General features: G+C 42.1%; 12 protein-coding genes and 3 tRNA genes. 2 read left to right on the top strand and 13 right to left on the bottom strand.

The window, feature by feature from the left end:
* Nucleotides 1-359: 359 nt before the first annotated feature.
* The 9 genes from AX660_RS17990 to AX660_RS17950 all read right to left on the bottom strand — a co-directional run bounded on the left by AX660_RS17990 (nucleotide 360) and on the right by AX660_RS17950 (nucleotide 8,093).
* Entirely contained in the window at nucleotides 360-1,490 is a 1,131-nt protein-coding gene (locus tag AX660_RS17990) for a sodium ion-translocating decarboxylase subunit beta (RefSeq protein WP_068379839.1), read from the bottom strand.
* A gap of 11 nt (nucleotides 1,491-1,501) precedes the next feature.
* Nucleotides 1,502-3,286, bottom strand: coding sequence for a sodium-extruding oxaloacetate decarboxylase subunit alpha (gene oadA / locus AX660_RS17985; protein WP_068379836.1), 1,785 nt, complete (start codon nucleotides 3,284-3,286; stop codon nucleotides 1,502-1,504).
* Nucleotides 3,287-3,313: 27 nt separating this feature from the next.
* The gene (locus tag AX660_RS17980; protein WP_068379833.1) at nucleotides 3,314-3,565 is read right to left on the bottom strand and encodes an OadG family protein; all 252 of its coding nucleotides are present in this window, start codon (nucleotides 3,563-3,565) and stop codon (nucleotides 3,314-3,316) included.
* 286 nt (nucleotides 3,566-3,851) lie between these two features.
* Nucleotides 3,852-3,928: transfer RNA gene (locus AX660_RS17975), tRNA-Arg, on the bottom strand.
* Nucleotides 3,929-4,027: 99 nt separating this feature from the next.
* Nucleotides 4,028-4,104: transfer RNA gene (locus tag AX660_RS17970), tRNA-Arg, on the bottom strand.
* A 13-nt stretch (nucleotides 4,105-4,117) separates the two neighbouring features.
* Nucleotides 4,118-4,209, bottom strand: a tRNA-Ser gene (locus tag AX660_RS17965).
* Nucleotides 4,210-4,557: 348 nt separating this feature from the next.
* On the bottom strand, nucleotides 4,558-4,773 hold the full coding sequence (gene csrA, locus AX660_RS17960) for a carbon storage regulator CsrA (protein WP_068379830.1): 216 nt from the start codon (nucleotides 4,771-4,773) through the stop codon (nucleotides 4,558-4,560).
* A 145-nt stretch (nucleotides 4,774-4,918) separates the two neighbouring features.
* Nucleotides 4,919-7,516 carry an alanine--tRNA ligase gene (gene alaS, locus AX660_RS17955; RefSeq protein ID WP_068379827.1) on the bottom strand — a complete coding sequence of 866 codons (2,598 nt, stop codon included), beginning with the start codon at nucleotides 7,514-7,516 and terminating at the stop codon, nucleotides 4,919-4,921.
* Between the two features lie 118 nt (nucleotides 7,517-7,634).
* Complete coding sequence (locus AX660_RS17950; protein ID WP_068379824.1) at nucleotides 7,635-8,093, bottom strand: regulatory protein RecX; 459 nt, start codon at nucleotides 8,091-8,093, stop codon at nucleotides 7,635-7,637.
* Nucleotides 8,094-8,137: 44 nt separating this feature from the next.
* Between AX660_RS17950 and AX660_RS17945 the strand changes: the two genes are divergently transcribed.
* A complete protein-coding gene (locus tag AX660_RS17945) occupies nucleotides 8,138-9,292 on the top strand; it encodes a GNAT family N-acetyltransferase (protein WP_068379821.1) in 1,155 nt (384 codons plus the stop codon).
* A 22-nt stretch (nucleotides 9,293-9,314) separates the two neighbouring features.
* Here AX660_RS17945 and AX660_RS17940 read toward each other — a convergent pair whose 3' ends face one another.
* From AX660_RS17940 to metA, 4 genes are read right to left on the bottom strand one after another with little or no spacing between them, the layout of a single operon-like run.
* Entirely contained in the window at nucleotides 9,315-9,899 is a 585-nt protein-coding gene (locus AX660_RS17940; protein ID WP_068379818.1) for a DUF938 domain-containing protein, read from the bottom strand.
* 15 nt (nucleotides 9,900-9,914) lie between these two features.
* Complete coding sequence (gene metH, locus AX660_RS17935) at nucleotides 9,915-12,584, bottom strand: methionine synthase (RefSeq protein WP_068379815.1); 2,670 nt, start codon at nucleotides 12,582-12,584, stop codon at nucleotides 9,915-9,917.
* Nucleotides 12,585-12,593: 9 nt separating this feature from the next.
* Nucleotides 12,594-13,652, bottom strand: coding sequence for a homocysteine S-methyltransferase family protein (locus AX660_RS17930; protein ID WP_068379812.1), 1,059 nt, complete (start codon nucleotides 13,650-13,652; stop codon nucleotides 12,594-12,596).
* 60 nt (nucleotides 13,653-13,712) lie between these two features.
* Entirely contained in the window at nucleotides 13,713-14,633 is a 921-nt protein-coding gene (gene metA / locus AX660_RS17925; RefSeq protein ID WP_068379809.1) for a homoserine O-acetyltransferase MetA, read from the bottom strand.
* A gap of 372 nt (nucleotides 14,634-15,005) precedes the next feature.
* On the opposite strand from metA, the gene AX660_RS23365 reads away from it, so the two are divergent.
* Nucleotides 15,006-15,794: hypothetical protein (locus AX660_RS23365; protein WP_201027467.1), on the top strand; the 789-nt coding region annotated here is incomplete at its 3' end.

Below are 15,794 nucleotides of genomic sequence, written 5' to 3'. Positions count from 1 at the left end.
GGCCACTGTAGTGGCCGCAGGCCCTATTCCCTCGACTCCAACTTTCCCGATAGAAGTTTCGGCTTGTCAAATGTCCAAACAGGACGTTTGGACAAGGCGAGGTTTACAGGGAGGTTACATCTCGCCGTTTTGATATAAAAGCCGAGGCTTGTAGCGGATTAGAAAGTTGGTTGGAGAGCGGCCCTTTTTGCCTACTTTTTCTGGCTGTTTGGAAAAAGTATGGTCGGGTGACATGGACGTCACCTGAAAAACGCAATGGATTGCGGTGTGCGCAGCACATAGTCTTAGGCGCGCAGCGCATGCTTAGTGCACGAAGTGCATGCAATGGCGCGAAGCGATAAGCCGCCTCGCGGCTATTGTTAGCCCACCAGGGCTAACAATATCCCGGCAGCCACCGCTGAGCCCAGCACACCTGCTACGTTAGGCCCCATGGCATGCATCAGCAAAAAGTTATGGTGGTTAGCTTCTAGACCCACTTTATTCACTACCCGTGCGGCCATGGGCACGGCAGATACCCCTGCGGCACCAATCAATGGATTGATTTTTTGCGAACTAAAACGTCCTAAGAGCTTAGCCATCAATATGCCTGCTGCCGTGCCCATGGAAAAGGCAATGGCACCTAAGGCTAAAATCCCTAAGGTTTCAACGGTTAAAAACTTATCGGCCGACAGCTTAGAACCTACGGCTAATCCTAAAAAGATAGTCACTATATTAATCAGCTCGTTTTGCGCGCTGTTACTTAAACGGTCAACCACACCGGATTCACGCATTAAATTACCTAAACAGAACATACCTATTAGTGGTGTGGCACTGGGTAAAAACAAAATGGTTAAAAATAACACTGCCAACGGGAAGATAATTTTTTCCCGTTTAGACACCACTCTTAGCTGGGCCATTTCAATTTTGCGTTCTTGCTCATTGGTCAATAAACGCATAATAGGTGGCTGAATGAGTGGCACCAATGCCATGTACGAATAGGCTGCCACTGCGATGGCTCCCAACAAATCAGGAGCTAAACGTGAAGCAAGGAATATCGCGGTAGGACCATCCGCGCCACCGATAATGGCAATAGCTGCTGCATCTTTCAGTGTGAATTCAAAACCTGGGATAAAATTAAGTGCAATAGCACCAAATAATGTCCCAAAAATCCCAAATTGCGCCGCAGCACCAAGCAATAACATGCGAGGATTGGCAATGAGCGCGCTAAAATCCGTCATGGCGCCCACCCCCATAAAAATCAGCAGCGGAAATACGCCCGTCTCAATGCCAACATAATAGATGTAATGCAGCAAACCTCCCGCTTCACTAAACCCCGCTAAAGGGATATTAGTTAGTACTGCCCCAAATCCAATAGGCAATAACAACAGCGGTTCAAACTTTTTGACAATAGCCAAATACAGCAATAACGCGCCGACCAACATCATGATCACTTGGCCTAACTGAAAATGGGCTAAGGCAGTGCTGTCCCAAAGTAATGCAAATTTATCCATCTGGTACTGCCTTAATTAAACGTTAATAAAGATTGTCCGGTTTGTACCGAATCACCTTCTTTGATCAGCACTTTATTGACGATACCACTAACGGTCGCCCGAATGTCGGTTTCCATTTTCATGGCTTCCATGACAAGCACAACTTGGCCATTTTCTACCTTATCGCCAACATTCACTAAAATTTTAAAAATGGTGCCTGAAAGAGGAGATTGTAAAGCTTCTGTCGCCGCAGAACTGACTGTGGTGGTTTCTTGGGCTTTGCTAAGTGGTGCTTGAATGTTATTTAAGGTTCCGTTCTCTGCCACTTCAACTTGATAGACTTTGCCATCCACTCTTACCGAGTACACAGCCGCCTGTGAGGCACTATTTTTAGTTTGGGGTGAACTTGTATTGTTTGACATCTCTAAGTCGTCAGGGACCGGCTCAAAAGCTTCTGGATTATTTCTGTTTTGTAAAAACTTAAGGGCTACCTGAGGAAACAACGCGTAGGTAAGTACATCGTCTACCGCTTCAGTGGCTAATACAAAGTTCTCTTGTTTAGCTAAAGTATTAAGTTCAGTGCTTAATTGGTCTAACTCATCTTTAATCAAATCGGCTGGGCGGCAGGTAATTGGCTCTTCCCCATCAAGTACTTTTAACTGCAACGCCTTGTTAACTGGCGCAGCAGTAGCGCCATATTCGCCTTTTAATACACCAGCCGTTTCTTTGGTGATACTTTTATAACGCTCACCTGACAGGACATTAAGCACCGATTGGGTGCCGACTATCTGCGAAGTGGGTGTAACCAGAGGGATAAAACCTAAGTCTTCTCTTACCCGTGGAATTTCTTTGAGCACTTGATCCATTTTATCCAGTGCGCCCTGCTCTTTTAACTGGCTTTCCATATTGGTCAACATGCCACCGGGTACTTGGGCAATTAGGATCCGCGCATCAACACCTTTGAGGCTACCTTCGAATTTTGCATATTTTTTTCTGACCTCTCTGAAATAGCTAGCGATCTCTTCCAACAAGGGCAGTTGCAAGCCGGTATCTCGTGCTGTTCCTTCAACAATAGCCACCATAGTTTCAGTGGCGCTATGGCCGTAGGTCATACTCATGGACGAAATAGACGTATCTAAAATATCGATACCCGCATCGATGGCTTTTTGATAAGTCGCCGTGCTTAAACCTGTTGTTGCATGACACTGCATCGCAATCGGTACTTCGATGGTTTCTTTTAAACGGGTGATCAGTTCTTCACACACATATGGTTTGAGCAAACCGGCCATATCTTTGATACAGATAGAATGCACACCCAAATCTTGTAATCTGGCGGCCATATCTAGCCAAGTTTGTAAATTGTGCACTGGTGATACCGTATAGGACAACGTCCCTTGGGCATGAGCACCTTGTTTGATCGCGGCTTTTACTGCGGTTTGCAAGTTGCGGATGTCATTCATCGCATCAAAAATGCGGAATACGTCCACACCATTGGCATGAGCTCGCTCAACAAATTTTTCTACTACGTCATCGGCGTAATGTCGATAACCCAATAAATTTTGGCCACGCAATAACATCTGCTGCTTAGTCTTTGGCATCGCTTTTTTGAGCGCTCTAATACGCTCCCAAGGATCTTCACCTAAATAACGGATACAAGCGTCAAAAGTTGCTCCTCCCCACGTTTCTAGCGACCAATATCCTACTTGGTCTAGCTTTGCAGCGATGGGCAGCATGTCTGCTAGACGTAAACGTGTAGCAAGCAAGGATTGATGTGCATCGCGTAATACAACATCCGTGATAGCTAGCGGCTTTGACATAATGAGGTTCTCTTAAATTTGAAGTAGTTATTTATTGCGATGTTGGTGCACTGCAGCGGTAATCGCGGCAATGATCCCAGATGACAATGCGGGCGTACTTGGTGCTGCTGCCTGTTTGCTATTGTGCAGCGGCACGGCAGCTTCAGGAAATTGTCGATTCAGCCAAGCGACCAATGTCATTGCGCCAATCAGGGCTCCTAAAAACAGGAAAACAACCAGCATTCCCACCGCCATCAAATAGGCAGCTTCCAGTAATAAGCCACTTACGTTAACAGGCATAATATTATTCCAATACGGTCAATTTCTAGGAGAATAAGTAACATGCAGATGGGTGAAACACAACAAATAAGCCAGAGTAAAAACGCATAAAAAATAAGAAAAAATACAGTTAAAGCGAATTTATATCCAGCTCAGAACCATAATTGATACATATTTAGTCATTTAGAGAAACAAAGAACCAACAATCTGAGAACAGCTTCAGCAAATGTTGTTAACACAAAAAAATAAACTTAATGATAAAGATATTTGAAGGTATATAGAAGGAGATAAAACGACAAGGATGAAATGGTGCGTGTGGAAGGATTCGAACCTCCGACCGCCTGGTTCGTAGCCAGGTACTCTATCCAGCTGAGCTACACACGCACAAAACTATTCCAACATTTTTACTTCACAAACTTAGTTTAACAACTAAGACTTACTTTACCAGTTTCTCAAAAACATTTAATAATGTTGTTTGAAAAATGGTGCGTGTGGAAGGATTCGAACCTCCGACCGCCTGGTTCGTAGCCAGGTACTCTATCCAGCTGAGCTACACACGCTTTTCAGTTTTAATGGCGGAGAGGGAGGGATTCGAACCCTCGATAGGGTTTAACGCCTATACACCCTTAGCAGGGGCGCGCCTTCAGCCACTCGGCCACCTCTCCACTTTAAACTTTTTCTACACTTAAAAAATTATCAAAACTGCGTTATAAAACACACTTTGACAAGATACCTATTAGGGCTATAAACCCTAGATTCCCTTAGTAGGGAAGTATCTCCAGCCGCTTGGCCGTCTCTCCTAAATGTGGAGCCGAAGTTTACTGATCCCCAAACGTAAGTCAAACAATTTTTATCAACTTAAACACTGCTTGCTTGCATTTTGAACAACTACCTTTGCTTTGCTTTTTTTATATACAATTTTGCGCCCATTTGAGCGATGAATTTTAGTCAACGCTAAAATTCAAAGTTAAAAAAAGCCGGTATTAACCAGCTTTTTTTAGGACTAGAAAAAATTATTCATCATCCTGATTTGTCGATCTTTCATGGGCAGCTTGCTGACCATTTTTTTCTGCCTGAATACGCATATAGATCTCTTCACGATGCACTGAAACTTCTTTCGGTGCATTAACCCCTATCCTTACTTGATTTCCTTTCACACCCAATACAGTCACTGTGACATCGTCACCAACCATAAGAGTTTCACCCACACGACGAGTTAAAATTAGCATTCTATTGCTCCTTTTCCATTGATTATAATTTCAAGTCCCTTATTAACATTAGTGGAAAATTTCTATACGACCAGAAATTTCCACACTCGGTTGCTCCTTATTTTTGTTGTCACCTCAAAAATTAACCGATAATTCGTTTATCTACTCAAAGTAACTTAGCCACCCAAGCTGCAACAGACGCTATAGCCGCTGCTAGGTTTTCAGGTTGAGAGCCGCCAGCCTGTGCCATGTCGGGGCGGCCACCGCCTTTACCGCCCACTTGCTGAGCCACAAAATTAACTAACTCACCAGCTTTTACTTTACTAAGCAAATCTTTGCTTACGCCAGCAATCAAACTGACTTTATCTTGCTCGGCAACACCTAAGACAATGACCGCACTGCCCAGCTGATTTTTGAATTCATCAACCATTGCTCTAAGTGCTTGTGATTCAACACCTTCTAAATGTGCTGCAAGTACTTTAACGCCGTTTATCTCAAGCACATTATTTAATAAATCATTGCCTTTGCTGCTGGCAAGCTGTTGTTTAAGTTTATGTAACTCTTTCTCAAACTGCTTGTTTTGATCAAGTAGCAGCGCAATTCGTGAGCTAAGGTTGGCAGGCTCAGTCTTAAGTAAACCCGCTAAGGCACTTAATTCATTGAATTGTTTTTGCATCAAATCGATTGCGCCAACACCTGTAACCGCTTCTATGCGTCTAACCCCAGCCGCGATCCCACTTTCTGAGAGGATCTTAAATAGACCTATATCCCCTGTACTGGAGACATGGGTACCACCACAGAGTTCCATAGAAAACTCACCCATGGATACTACTCGTACATCTTCTTCGTACTTTTCACCAAACAAAGCCATGGCGCCAGCGGCTTTAGCATCATCCAAATTCATCAGTTTAGTTTGTAACAAATGATTAGCACGGATTTGCTCGTTAACCAATTTTTCAACCTGAGAAATCTGATCTTTAGTCATGCCTTCAAAATGCGCAAAGTCAAAACGTAAACGTTCATCGGTAACTAACGAACCTTTTTGATTAACGTGACTACCCAACACTTGTTTAAGGGCTGCGTGCATTAAGTGAGTTGCACTGTGATTAAGTTTGATCGCCTCACGACGCACTGGGTTAAAACTCGCGGCAACGACATCACCAAGTTTGAGACTACCTTGCATATGCCCCACATGAGCAATTGCATGACCTAGTTTAACGGTATCGCTTACAACAAAAACACCACTACCTAAGGTCAATTCACCACTATCACCAGCCTGACCACCCGATTCAGCATAAAACGGCGTTTGATCCAAAATGACTACGCCGCTGTCACCATCGTTTAAGTTAGTAACTTGCTGGCTGCCTTTGAACAATTCCACCACACTGGCATTACTGGTGTTTTGGGCATAACCAGTAAAAGTAGAAACCTGTTCACTTTTGAGCTGTTCGTTGTAGTCGGTATCAAACTGGCTAGCTTGCTGAGCGCGTTTACGCTGCTCAGCCATGGCTTGAGCAAAACCTTCTTCGTCAATTTTTAGACCTTTTTCACGGGCCACATCGTTCGTTAGGTCAGCTGGAAAACCGAAGGTGTCATAGAGTTTAAATACCACAGTCCCGGGAATAACATCGCCTTCAAGCACAGCTAGTTCTTCATTTAGAATTGCCATACCACGCTCTAATGTACGCGAAAACTGTTCTTCTTCGGTTTTTAATACTTTTTCAACCAGGGTTTGTTGCTCTCGTAATTCAGGAAAGGCTTCGCCCATCTGATTAACTAATGCCGCGACCAAGCGATAAAAGAAAACATCTTTAGCGCCTAATTTATTGCCGTGGCGCACAGCACGACGAATAATGCGACGCAGTACATACCCACGCCCTTCATTGGAAGGAATAACGCCGTCACAAACCAAAAAGCTACAAGAACGGATATGATCAGCGATAACTCGTAGTGACTTATCTTCAAGGCTACTAGTACCAATTATTTTGGCCGCTTCGCTAATCAAATAAGTAAAAATATCTATTTCATAATTACTATGCACATTTTGCATAATCGCCGAGATACGCTCCAAGCCCATACCAGTGTCGATAGAAGGTTTGGGTAGAGGCTCCATAGTGCCGTCACTTTGACGATTAAACTGCATAAATACGAGATTCCAGATTTCAATAAATCTGTCACCGTCTTCTTCTGGTGAACCAGGAGGGCCACCCCAAATATGTTCACCATGATCATAAAAAATTTCAGAGCAAGGACCACAAGGACCGGTATCGCCCATCGACCAGAAGTTATCTGAAGTAGCGATACGAATAATTTTATGCTCAGGAATGCCTATTACTTTAGCCCAGATGTCAAAAGCCTCGTCGTCTTCGGCGTAAATGGTAACTAACAGTTTATCCTTCGGAAGTTTGAGTTCTTCGGTTAAAAAAGACCAAGCAAACTTGATGGCATCAACCTTGAAATAATCACCAAAGCTAAAGTTACCGAGCATTTCAAAAAACGTATGATGTCTGGCGGTATAACCGACATTTTCTAAATCATTGTGTTTACCACCCGCGCGCACACAACGTTGTGAAGAAACCGCACGGTTGTAACTGCGTTTGTCACTACCTAAAAAGACATCTTTAAACTGATTCATGCCCGCGTTAGTAAATAACAAGGTTGGATCGTTGGTAGGAACCAAAGAAGAAGTGGCTACAGTCTGATGTCCGTTTGCAGCAAAATAATTTAGAAATGCGCCGCGAATTTCGGCGGTTGTCATACTCATTTACGATCCTGAAAAAATCTAATTTTAATTGGGTTAAAAGGCTAACCAATAACTAGTACAGCCTTGCCTGAGAGCGCGTACAGTATCATGTTTGAAGCCTACTTGTTAAGGGCTTAATTCAATCCTTAAGCGACTGAATGGCATAGTGAATTTGTTCAGCAGAAAATCCTCTTTGCAGCAGGAATCGATAGTATTTTTGCTGCTCTTTTGCATCATTTATCCCGCGCCCAACATTTTTTTTAGCTAAGGCCTGTAATGCGAGTTCAAACCAGTCTGGCTCTAAGTCTTTTAAAACACGCGTGATAATCTCCTGCGAGATCTTATGCTGTTTAAATTCTTTGATTAAGCCTAACTCCCCTGAACCTTTATTAATACGGCTACGCGCTAGCATTTCGGCATATCTGAGTTCACTTTGTATGTCCGCTTGAGAAAATTTTTCGAGCCATTCTTGAACTAAATCATGATTAAAGTTACGTTGTCTGAGTTTTAGGCTAAGTTCATGTAGACTATGTTCTCGATTGGCTAAGAGCCGAGTGATGGTATATTTTATTACCTGTTGTTCATCTTCTGTGGTCATTAGATTTTTGCCACCAATGTAATTTACGTTAAGGATAAACAAACTTGAAAATTAAGTTTAGCCACAAATTTGTCAACAATATCGAACAAATTGGTGAAAAACTTTGGCAAGAGTTTGCATGTCACTCAACCCCTTTCTGCCAATATGCTTTTTTAGCGGCCTTAGAAAAATCCGGCTCAGTTGGCACCGGTACCGGTTGGATTCCACAACACCTGATCATCTACCAAAACAAACAAGTCGTGGCATTGCTGCCATTGTACAAAAAAAATCATAGTTATGGGGAGTATGTTTTTGATTTTGCTTGGGCTAATACCTACCAACAATATGGTTTACGTTATTACCCTAAACTAGTGTGTGCCATTCCCTTTACTCCGGTAACAGGGCCAAGATTGTTACTAAAATCAAACGTTCAACAGTCTGAGATCATCAAAGCACTTTGTCAGATACTGGCTGACAAAATGCAAAGCGAAGCGCTGTCTTCCATGCATTGGTTATTTGTTGACGGCGAATTTAGTACGTCGTTAGCAGAGCATCAACAAATACAACGTCGAAGTGTGCAATTTCAATGGTTTAATCGCCAGTATCTAGATTTTACCGATTTTTTACAGGCGCTCAATTCTCGTAAACGTAAAAGTATCAAAGCCGAGCGTAACAAAGTTGTTAAGGCTGGGATCACGGTAGAGCGTATTCATGGCGACCTACTAAAACAGTCTCACATGGACTTTTTCTACCAGTGTTATCAACAAACCTATCTCAAACGCAGCGGTCACGGTGGCTATCTGACAGAAGCTTTTTTTAAACAGATATTTGAAACCATGCATGACCAAGTTATGCTAATTATTGCTAGCCGCGACACACAAGCCATTGCAAGTGCCTTATTTTTTTACGATGACAAACAGCTAAATGGACGTTATTGGGGGGCGATGGAGGAAGTTGATCACTTACATTTTGAATGTTGTTATTACCAAGGCATAGAGTTCTGTATCGAACGAGGAATTGGACAATTTAATCCAGGTACGCAAGGGGAACATAAGATACTACGTGGGTTTGAACCTATTTATTGCTACTCCAATCATCAGCTAAAAGAACTGGCTTTCCATGAAGCTGTGGAACGTTTTATATCGACTGAAAACCTTACAATCGAGCAATATAAACAAAATGCGCAAAAGCTGCTGCCGTTTCGTAAAGCAGAAAAATAAACATTAATAATGTCATTAGCGTTTAACGTTTTTTCCACACTAAGGTTAGATTATTCGCAGGCATTTCCACTTGTTCACACAGTTCCATGCCACGTGCCCAATACTGTAAATCTTCTATGTCTCTTATTCCGCCATAGCCATTGGACTTTAGGTGAACATCAAAATCAGCGTTGCTTTGACTGGTGTACTGACCATCTAGCTTAAACGGCCCATACTGGCAAAACACGCCACCTTTGGGTAAAGCCTCAGCAATCAACTCCATCATGAGTTTAATTTCGTACTTTTGCATAATGTGGGCGGTATTGGCACTAAATACCCCGTCATAAACCGTTTCTGGCCAGCTATCAAGCCCTATCACCAAACTAATTGGTTTACGTAAATTAGAGCTCGGATCCGACTTTATCCATAACTTAATGCCAGCATGATTACTTGGCGCATCGCTGGTATGCCAAGTGAGATGACGTAGATTTTTAGCAAAATAGACAGCATGCTGGCCGGTACCTGAGCCAATTTCCAATATCGATTTACATTCAGAAAAATGCTGAGTTAATACCTTTAAAATTGGCTCTTTATTATTTTCACAGGCCTGACTAAAGGGTTTATCCACGTTATAGCTCCTTCCTTAAAGTTGCAAATTAGGTGCTAACCATTTTTGGGCTTCATCTAATGTCCAGTTTTTACGTAGAGCATACTCTTCTAACTGATCTTTTTGTATTTGCGCTACCGCAAAATAACGACTTTCTGGGTGAGAAAAATAGAAACCAGAAACCGAGGCACCGGGCCACATGGCGTAACTTTCAGTTAGTTGCATGCCAGTGTGTTTTTCTGCATCCAACAAATCCCAAATCAATTGTTTTTCAGTATGTTCAGGACAAGCAGCATAACCAGGAGCAGGTCTAATACCTTGATACTTTTCACGGATCAATTCTTCATTACTCAGGCTTTCATCTGGTACAAAGCCCCAAATTTCTTTACGCACTTGCTCATGTAGATATTCTGCAAAGGCTTCGGCTAGTCGGTCTGCCAAGGCTTTGACCATAATGCCATTGTAATCATCACCGTCATCTATGTAGTGCTGGGCAAGTTCATCTTCACCTACTCCGGCGGTTACTGCAAAAGCACCAAGATAATCCGCTTTGCCAGACGTTTTAGGCGCAATAAAATCACTTAAACAATAGTTAGGTCCATTAGGCTTTTCTGTTTGTTGGCGTAAGTGATGAGCCACATGGATCACATTTTTGCGCTCTTCATCCTGATAGATTTCAATGTCATCCACCACACTATTGGCAGGGAATATGCCCATTACTCCTTTAGCTTGTAACAAATTATTAGTACATAAATCATTCAATAGTGCCTGCGCATCATTAAATACACTTTGTGCTTCCTGACCAATTACCTCATCCTCTAAAATGCGCGGGTATTTACCGGCCAATGACCAAGTCAAAAAGAAGGGTGTCCAATCGATATAAGCGCGTAATACGTCCAGCCCGACCGTGATGGGCTTAACGCCTAAAAACGTGGGTTTGGGTGGGGCGTAGCTAGCCCAATCAAAACTAAAGGCATTGGCTCTGGCTTGCGCTAAGGTAACAGGTTTGGTGCGAGGTTTTTTCTTGGCGTGTTGGATACGTACGTTTTCATAATCTTGCGAAAGCTGCGCCGCAAACTCGGCACGGTTTTCAGCAGAGATCAACTTCTGACACACTCCTACCGCACGACTAGCGTTAGGAACATAGACCACAGGATGTTGATAGTTTTGTTCTATTTTCACTGCCGTATGGGCTTTTGATGTCGTCGCGCCACCAATCAACAAAGGTAGGTCAAAATTAAGCCTTTGCATTTCTTTGGCCACATAGACCATTTCATCCAATGATGGGGTGATAAGGCCAGATAGACCAATCATGTCAACGTTTTGCTCTTTTGCTACCTGCAATATTTTGGCGCAGGGCACCATGACACCAAGGTCAATAATTTCAAAGTTATTACACTGCAGTACCACACCCACAATGTTTTTACCTATGTCGTGTACATCGCCTTTGACTGTAGCCAGCAAAATTTTACCATTGCTGCTGCTTTGGTCTTTTTCTAATTCAATAAAGGGATTGAGATAGGCCACGGCTTTTTTCATAACCCGTGCAGACTTAACCACCTGAGGTAAAAACATTTTGCCTTCGCCAAACAAGTCCCCTACTACATTCATGCCGTCCATTAAGGGACCTTCAATCACGTGCAGTGGTTTTTCGGCTTCAAGCCTGGCAGCTTCAGTATCTTCTTCGATAAAGTCCATGATGCCACGCACCAATGCGTACTCAAGACGTTTATTAACCGGTAATTCACGCCACTCTAAATTTTCTTTTTCTTGGACTTTACCACCGCCCTGATATTTAGGCGCAAGTTCTAGCAACTTATCGGTAGCCTCAGGATGACGATTTAAAATCACATCTTCGACGGCATCGCGCAATTCTAGTGGGATTTGATCATATACTTCTAACTGCCCAGCATTGACGATGCCCATATCCATGCCAGCTTTAATGGCATGAAACAAAAACACTGAATGCATAGCTTCGCGTACCGGATTATTGCCCCGAAACGAAAATGACACGTTAGAAAGCCCGCCAGAAATATGGGCATGAGGTAGATTTTGGCGAATACGCCGAGTGGCGTTGATAAAATCAACGGCGTAATTGTTATGCTCTTCTATCCCCGTTGCTACCGCAAAGATGTTGGGATCAAAAATAATATCTTGGGGCGGAAAACCAATTTTTTCGGTGAGTAACTTATAACTACGTTCACAAATTTCGTATTTGCGTGCTTCGGTATCCGCCTGCCCTACTTCGTCAAAGGCCATGACCACAGTCGCTGCGCCATAACGTTTGATCAGTTTAGCTTGGTATAAAAAGTTTTCTTCGCCTTCTTTTAAGCTGATCGAATTAACGATGGATTTACCTTGCACACACTTTAAACCCGCTTCGATAACTGACCACTTGGACGAGTCGATCATAATAGGCACGCGCGAGATATCGGGCTCAGATGCAATAAGATTTAAAAAGCGGATCATCGCTGCTTCTGAATCAAGCATGGCTTCATCCATGTTGATGTCGATGATCTGCGCACCGTTTTCGACTTGCTGACGAGCCACATCTAAGGCTTTTTCATAATCGCCATCGAGGATCAAACGTTTAAACATCGCAGAGCCTGTGACATTAGTGCGCTCACCCACATTAATAAATACGCTGGATGCGAGTTCGTTTACTTCTTGATCATTATCTAGTTGATTTGCTTCTTGTTTATTCATGAATCTGGCCTAATGGACAAAAGGTTCGAGGCCAGATAAACGCATTTTAACTGGATGTTTAACAATTTTACGGGGGGCTTTACCTTTAACTACCGCGACCATAGCAGCGATATGTTCTGGTGTACTACCACAGCATCCACCAACGATGTTAAGTAAACCTGATTCAGCCCACTCTTCAATATGGGCGGCCATTTCATCACTTTCTAAATCATATTCACCAAACTCATTAGGTAAACCTGCGTTAGGGTGAGCAGAGACAAAACAGTCAGAAATTTTCGAAATTTCAGCAACGTATTGACGCAATAAATCAGGGCCTAATGCGCAATTCAATCCCATCGAAAAGGGATTGACGTGGCACATAGAATAATAAAAGGCTTCAGCGGTTTGGCCAGATAAAGTACGACCAGAGGCATCGGTAATGGTACCTGAGATCATAATGGGTAAGCGTCTACCTAACTGTTCAAACACGGTTTCAACAGCAAAAGCAGCCGCTTTAGCATTGAGGGTATCAAAGATGGTTTCGATCATGATCAAGTCACTCCCCCCTTCAATCAAACCATGGGTTGCCTCAATGTAAGCTTCCACCAATTCATCAAAGCTTACATTACGTTTACCTGGATCATTTACATCGGGTGAAATTGACGCAGTACGGCTTGTTGGGCCAAGTACCCCGGCCACAAAACGCGGTTTATCCGGCGTTTGCGCGGTAAAAGCATCAGCGGCTTTACGGGCTAACTTAGCGGATTCAATATTGATTTCTTTAGCCAAAGATTCCATATGGTAGTCAGACATGGAAATGGTGGTGGAGTTAAAAGTATTGGTCTCGATAATATCCGCACCTGCTGCAAGATAAGCACTATGGATGTCATAAATTATCTGCGGTTGCGACAAACTCAACAAGTCATTGTTACCTTTAACATCAGACGGCCAATCAGCAAAGCGCTCTCCACGATAATCTTGCTCTTCTAATTTATGTTTCTGGATCATAGTACCCATAGCACCATCCAGGATTAGAATGCGCTGCGCGGCCGCATCCTGTAAAAGTTGTTCTCTATTCGACTGACTCAAAACCTTTCCTCAATAAATCATTTTGTACTAACGCTTATTTCGTAGCCCGTATTTTTAATATTAACGAGACAAACTCTCTAAATCATAGGGCGTATTTTGATACACATAATAGTTTAACCAATTGGTAAATAATAAACTGCCATGGGCACGCCACTTTACCATAGGGGGTTTAGACGGATCATCGTCAGGGAAATAATTCACTGGTATTTTAGGTGACAAATTAGCCGCCATATCACGATGATACTCTTGACTCAAACTCTCTGGATCATACTCTGGATGGCCCGTAACAAACACTAAACGTTTATCATTAGACGCAACAATGTGGGCGCCAGTATGGGCAGAACTTGCCAAAACACTCAACTCTGGAATGCTTTGATACACCTCTATGGGTATCTCGCCATAACGGGACTGAGGTGCATAAAAAATCGGATCAAAACCACGCATTAGCTCATCACGTTCGTTTTGCACTTCAATAGGATAGACACCACTGAGTTTTTCATCACGCAATACGCGATGTTGACCAAAATAATGGTAGATAGCTGCGTGAGCGGCCCAACATGAAAATAAAGTGGATTGCACATGACGACGCGCCCAATCCATGACTACTGTCATTTTTTCCCAGTATTTCACATCCTGATAGGCCAAGTGCGCTAAGGGAGCACCGGTAACAATCAAACCATCATATTTTTTATTAGCGATTTCATCAAAGTCCCGATAGAAAGCGTCCATATGCTCTTTAGGCGTATTTTTAGGCGCCTGATTATCAATTCGGATCAAGTCCACATTAATTTGCAAAGGTGTATTAGATAACAAACGTAAAAACTGCTCTTCGGTTTCCATCTTATTAGGCATCAGATTCAAGATGCCCACTTCCATTGGCCTAATATCTTGCGTCGCAGCACGTTGGGTATCCATGACAAAAATATTTTCACGACTTAATACATTTTGCGCGGGTAAATCGCTGGGAATTCGAATAGGCATAAAGTCTCCAAGGCACAATACAATGCGTGGAATCTCGCTTAAATCACTAAAAAAGTCAACATCTTTACGTCTAGACGTCTAAACGAAAATTATCTAAGCTATAAAACCGCAAATATGTGAAACGACAGCCGAATTGAGATCTGCGTGTTAATTTGCATGAGAAATAGATCCAGCATTGCATTGAAAAATTGATCCACTTAGCGGTTAGTTAAAGCCACAATTCACGTCAGTTCAAGTTATTAATCATGGATCAATGTTTGATGCAAATAACATCTGACAATGGATCAAAATTAGGTGCAAATTAACAGACGTTATTTGATTATTGAAGAACCGATAATTTTTCTGTGTTAAATACTAGATGGAACTTTAATTTTGTTGACAAATATAAAGAAAAATGTACTTAATCATTATCTACTTGTCTTCTGCTTTTTAATAGTTTTAGCATTTTTATTTTCGACACTACTTAACAATTTATTACCTTCATTTATTCCTCCATATATGGGAGAGCTAAGAAAACTCGCCGCTTTAGCAGGTGTGCTACTAGGCTTAATAGTTAATGTAATTAAGTTTTTTATTAACAAAGACTTCAAAGCAGAACCTTACAATATTTTCGCAGCCATTCTGGCAACGTTCGCCTTCTTTGCCACAACTCCAGAAAAGGTTTCAATCGAAGAATTACGCAGTTTAATTGATAGTGCTGTTAATGTTCAGTACCAAGAAATAAATGAAGAAAACACGGCAATTGCATCTAAAGTAATTTTGAGTTCTAAAAACCCATTTGAAAGAGCTTGTGCGTTTTACGCTTTAGGAGAATCAGAAAAAGCTTTAGCGGAATTAAAAATTGCATTAGAAAAAGAAGTTACAACAGAACCAGAAATCGAAAAATATAAAAGGCTACTTTCAAAAATAAAACAAAATGAAGGCCAAAATGAAAATAACTTTTTTAATAAAGTCGTTAAACCTTTGGAATACAAGGACAAATTTAATAATGACACTTTTGAACAAAACATAAAGCCGTTGCATGAAGAGTATTTGAAAAAAACCGAAAAAAATGAATCACAAAAAGAGATATTTGAGTCTCCGATAAATGAAGAAAACTCACCTAGCCTTTATTCAAAAAATCAAACAGAGACTAGCTTAGAGAAGGATAATACTCTAGGT

The sequence above is a fragment of the Paraglaciecola hydrolytica genome, assembly GCF_001565895.1.
In the GTDB taxonomy this organism is placed as follows: Bacteria; Pseudomonadota; Gammaproteobacteria; order Enterobacterales; family Alteromonadaceae; genus Paraglaciecola; species Paraglaciecola hydrolytica.
This window is presented reverse-complemented; position numbering and strand designations above follow the sequence as displayed.

Coding starts and splice junctions, on each gene's coding strand:
- AX660_RS17980 (WP_068379833.1), bottom strand. CDS start 3,565: ATGCCTGTTAACGTAAGTGGCTTATTACTGGAAGCTGCCTATTTGATG.
- AX660_RS17990 (WP_068379839.1), bottom strand. CDS start 1,490: ATGGATAAATTTGCATTACTTTGGGACAGCACTGCCTTAGCCCATTTT.
- AX660_RS17950 (WP_068379824.1), bottom strand. CDS start 8,093: ATGACCACAGAAGATGAACAACAGGTAATAAAATATACCATCACTCGG.
- metH (WP_068379815.1), bottom strand. CDS start 12,584: ATGAATAAACAAGAAGCAAATCAACTAGATAATGATCAAGAAGTAAAC.
- metA (WP_068379809.1), bottom strand. CDS start 14,633: ATGCCTATTCGAATTCCCAGCGATTTACCCGCGCAAAATGTATTAAGT.
- oadA (WP_068379836.1), bottom strand. CDS start 3,286: ATGTCAAAGCCGCTAGCTATCACGGATGTTGTATTACGCGATGCACAT.
- csrA (WP_068379830.1), bottom strand. CDS start 4,773: ATGCTAATTTTAACTCGTCGTGTGGGTGAAACTCTTATGGTTGGTGAC.
- alaS (WP_068379827.1), bottom strand. CDS start 7,516: ATGAGTATGACAACCGCCGAAATTCGCGGCGCATTTCTAAATTATTTT.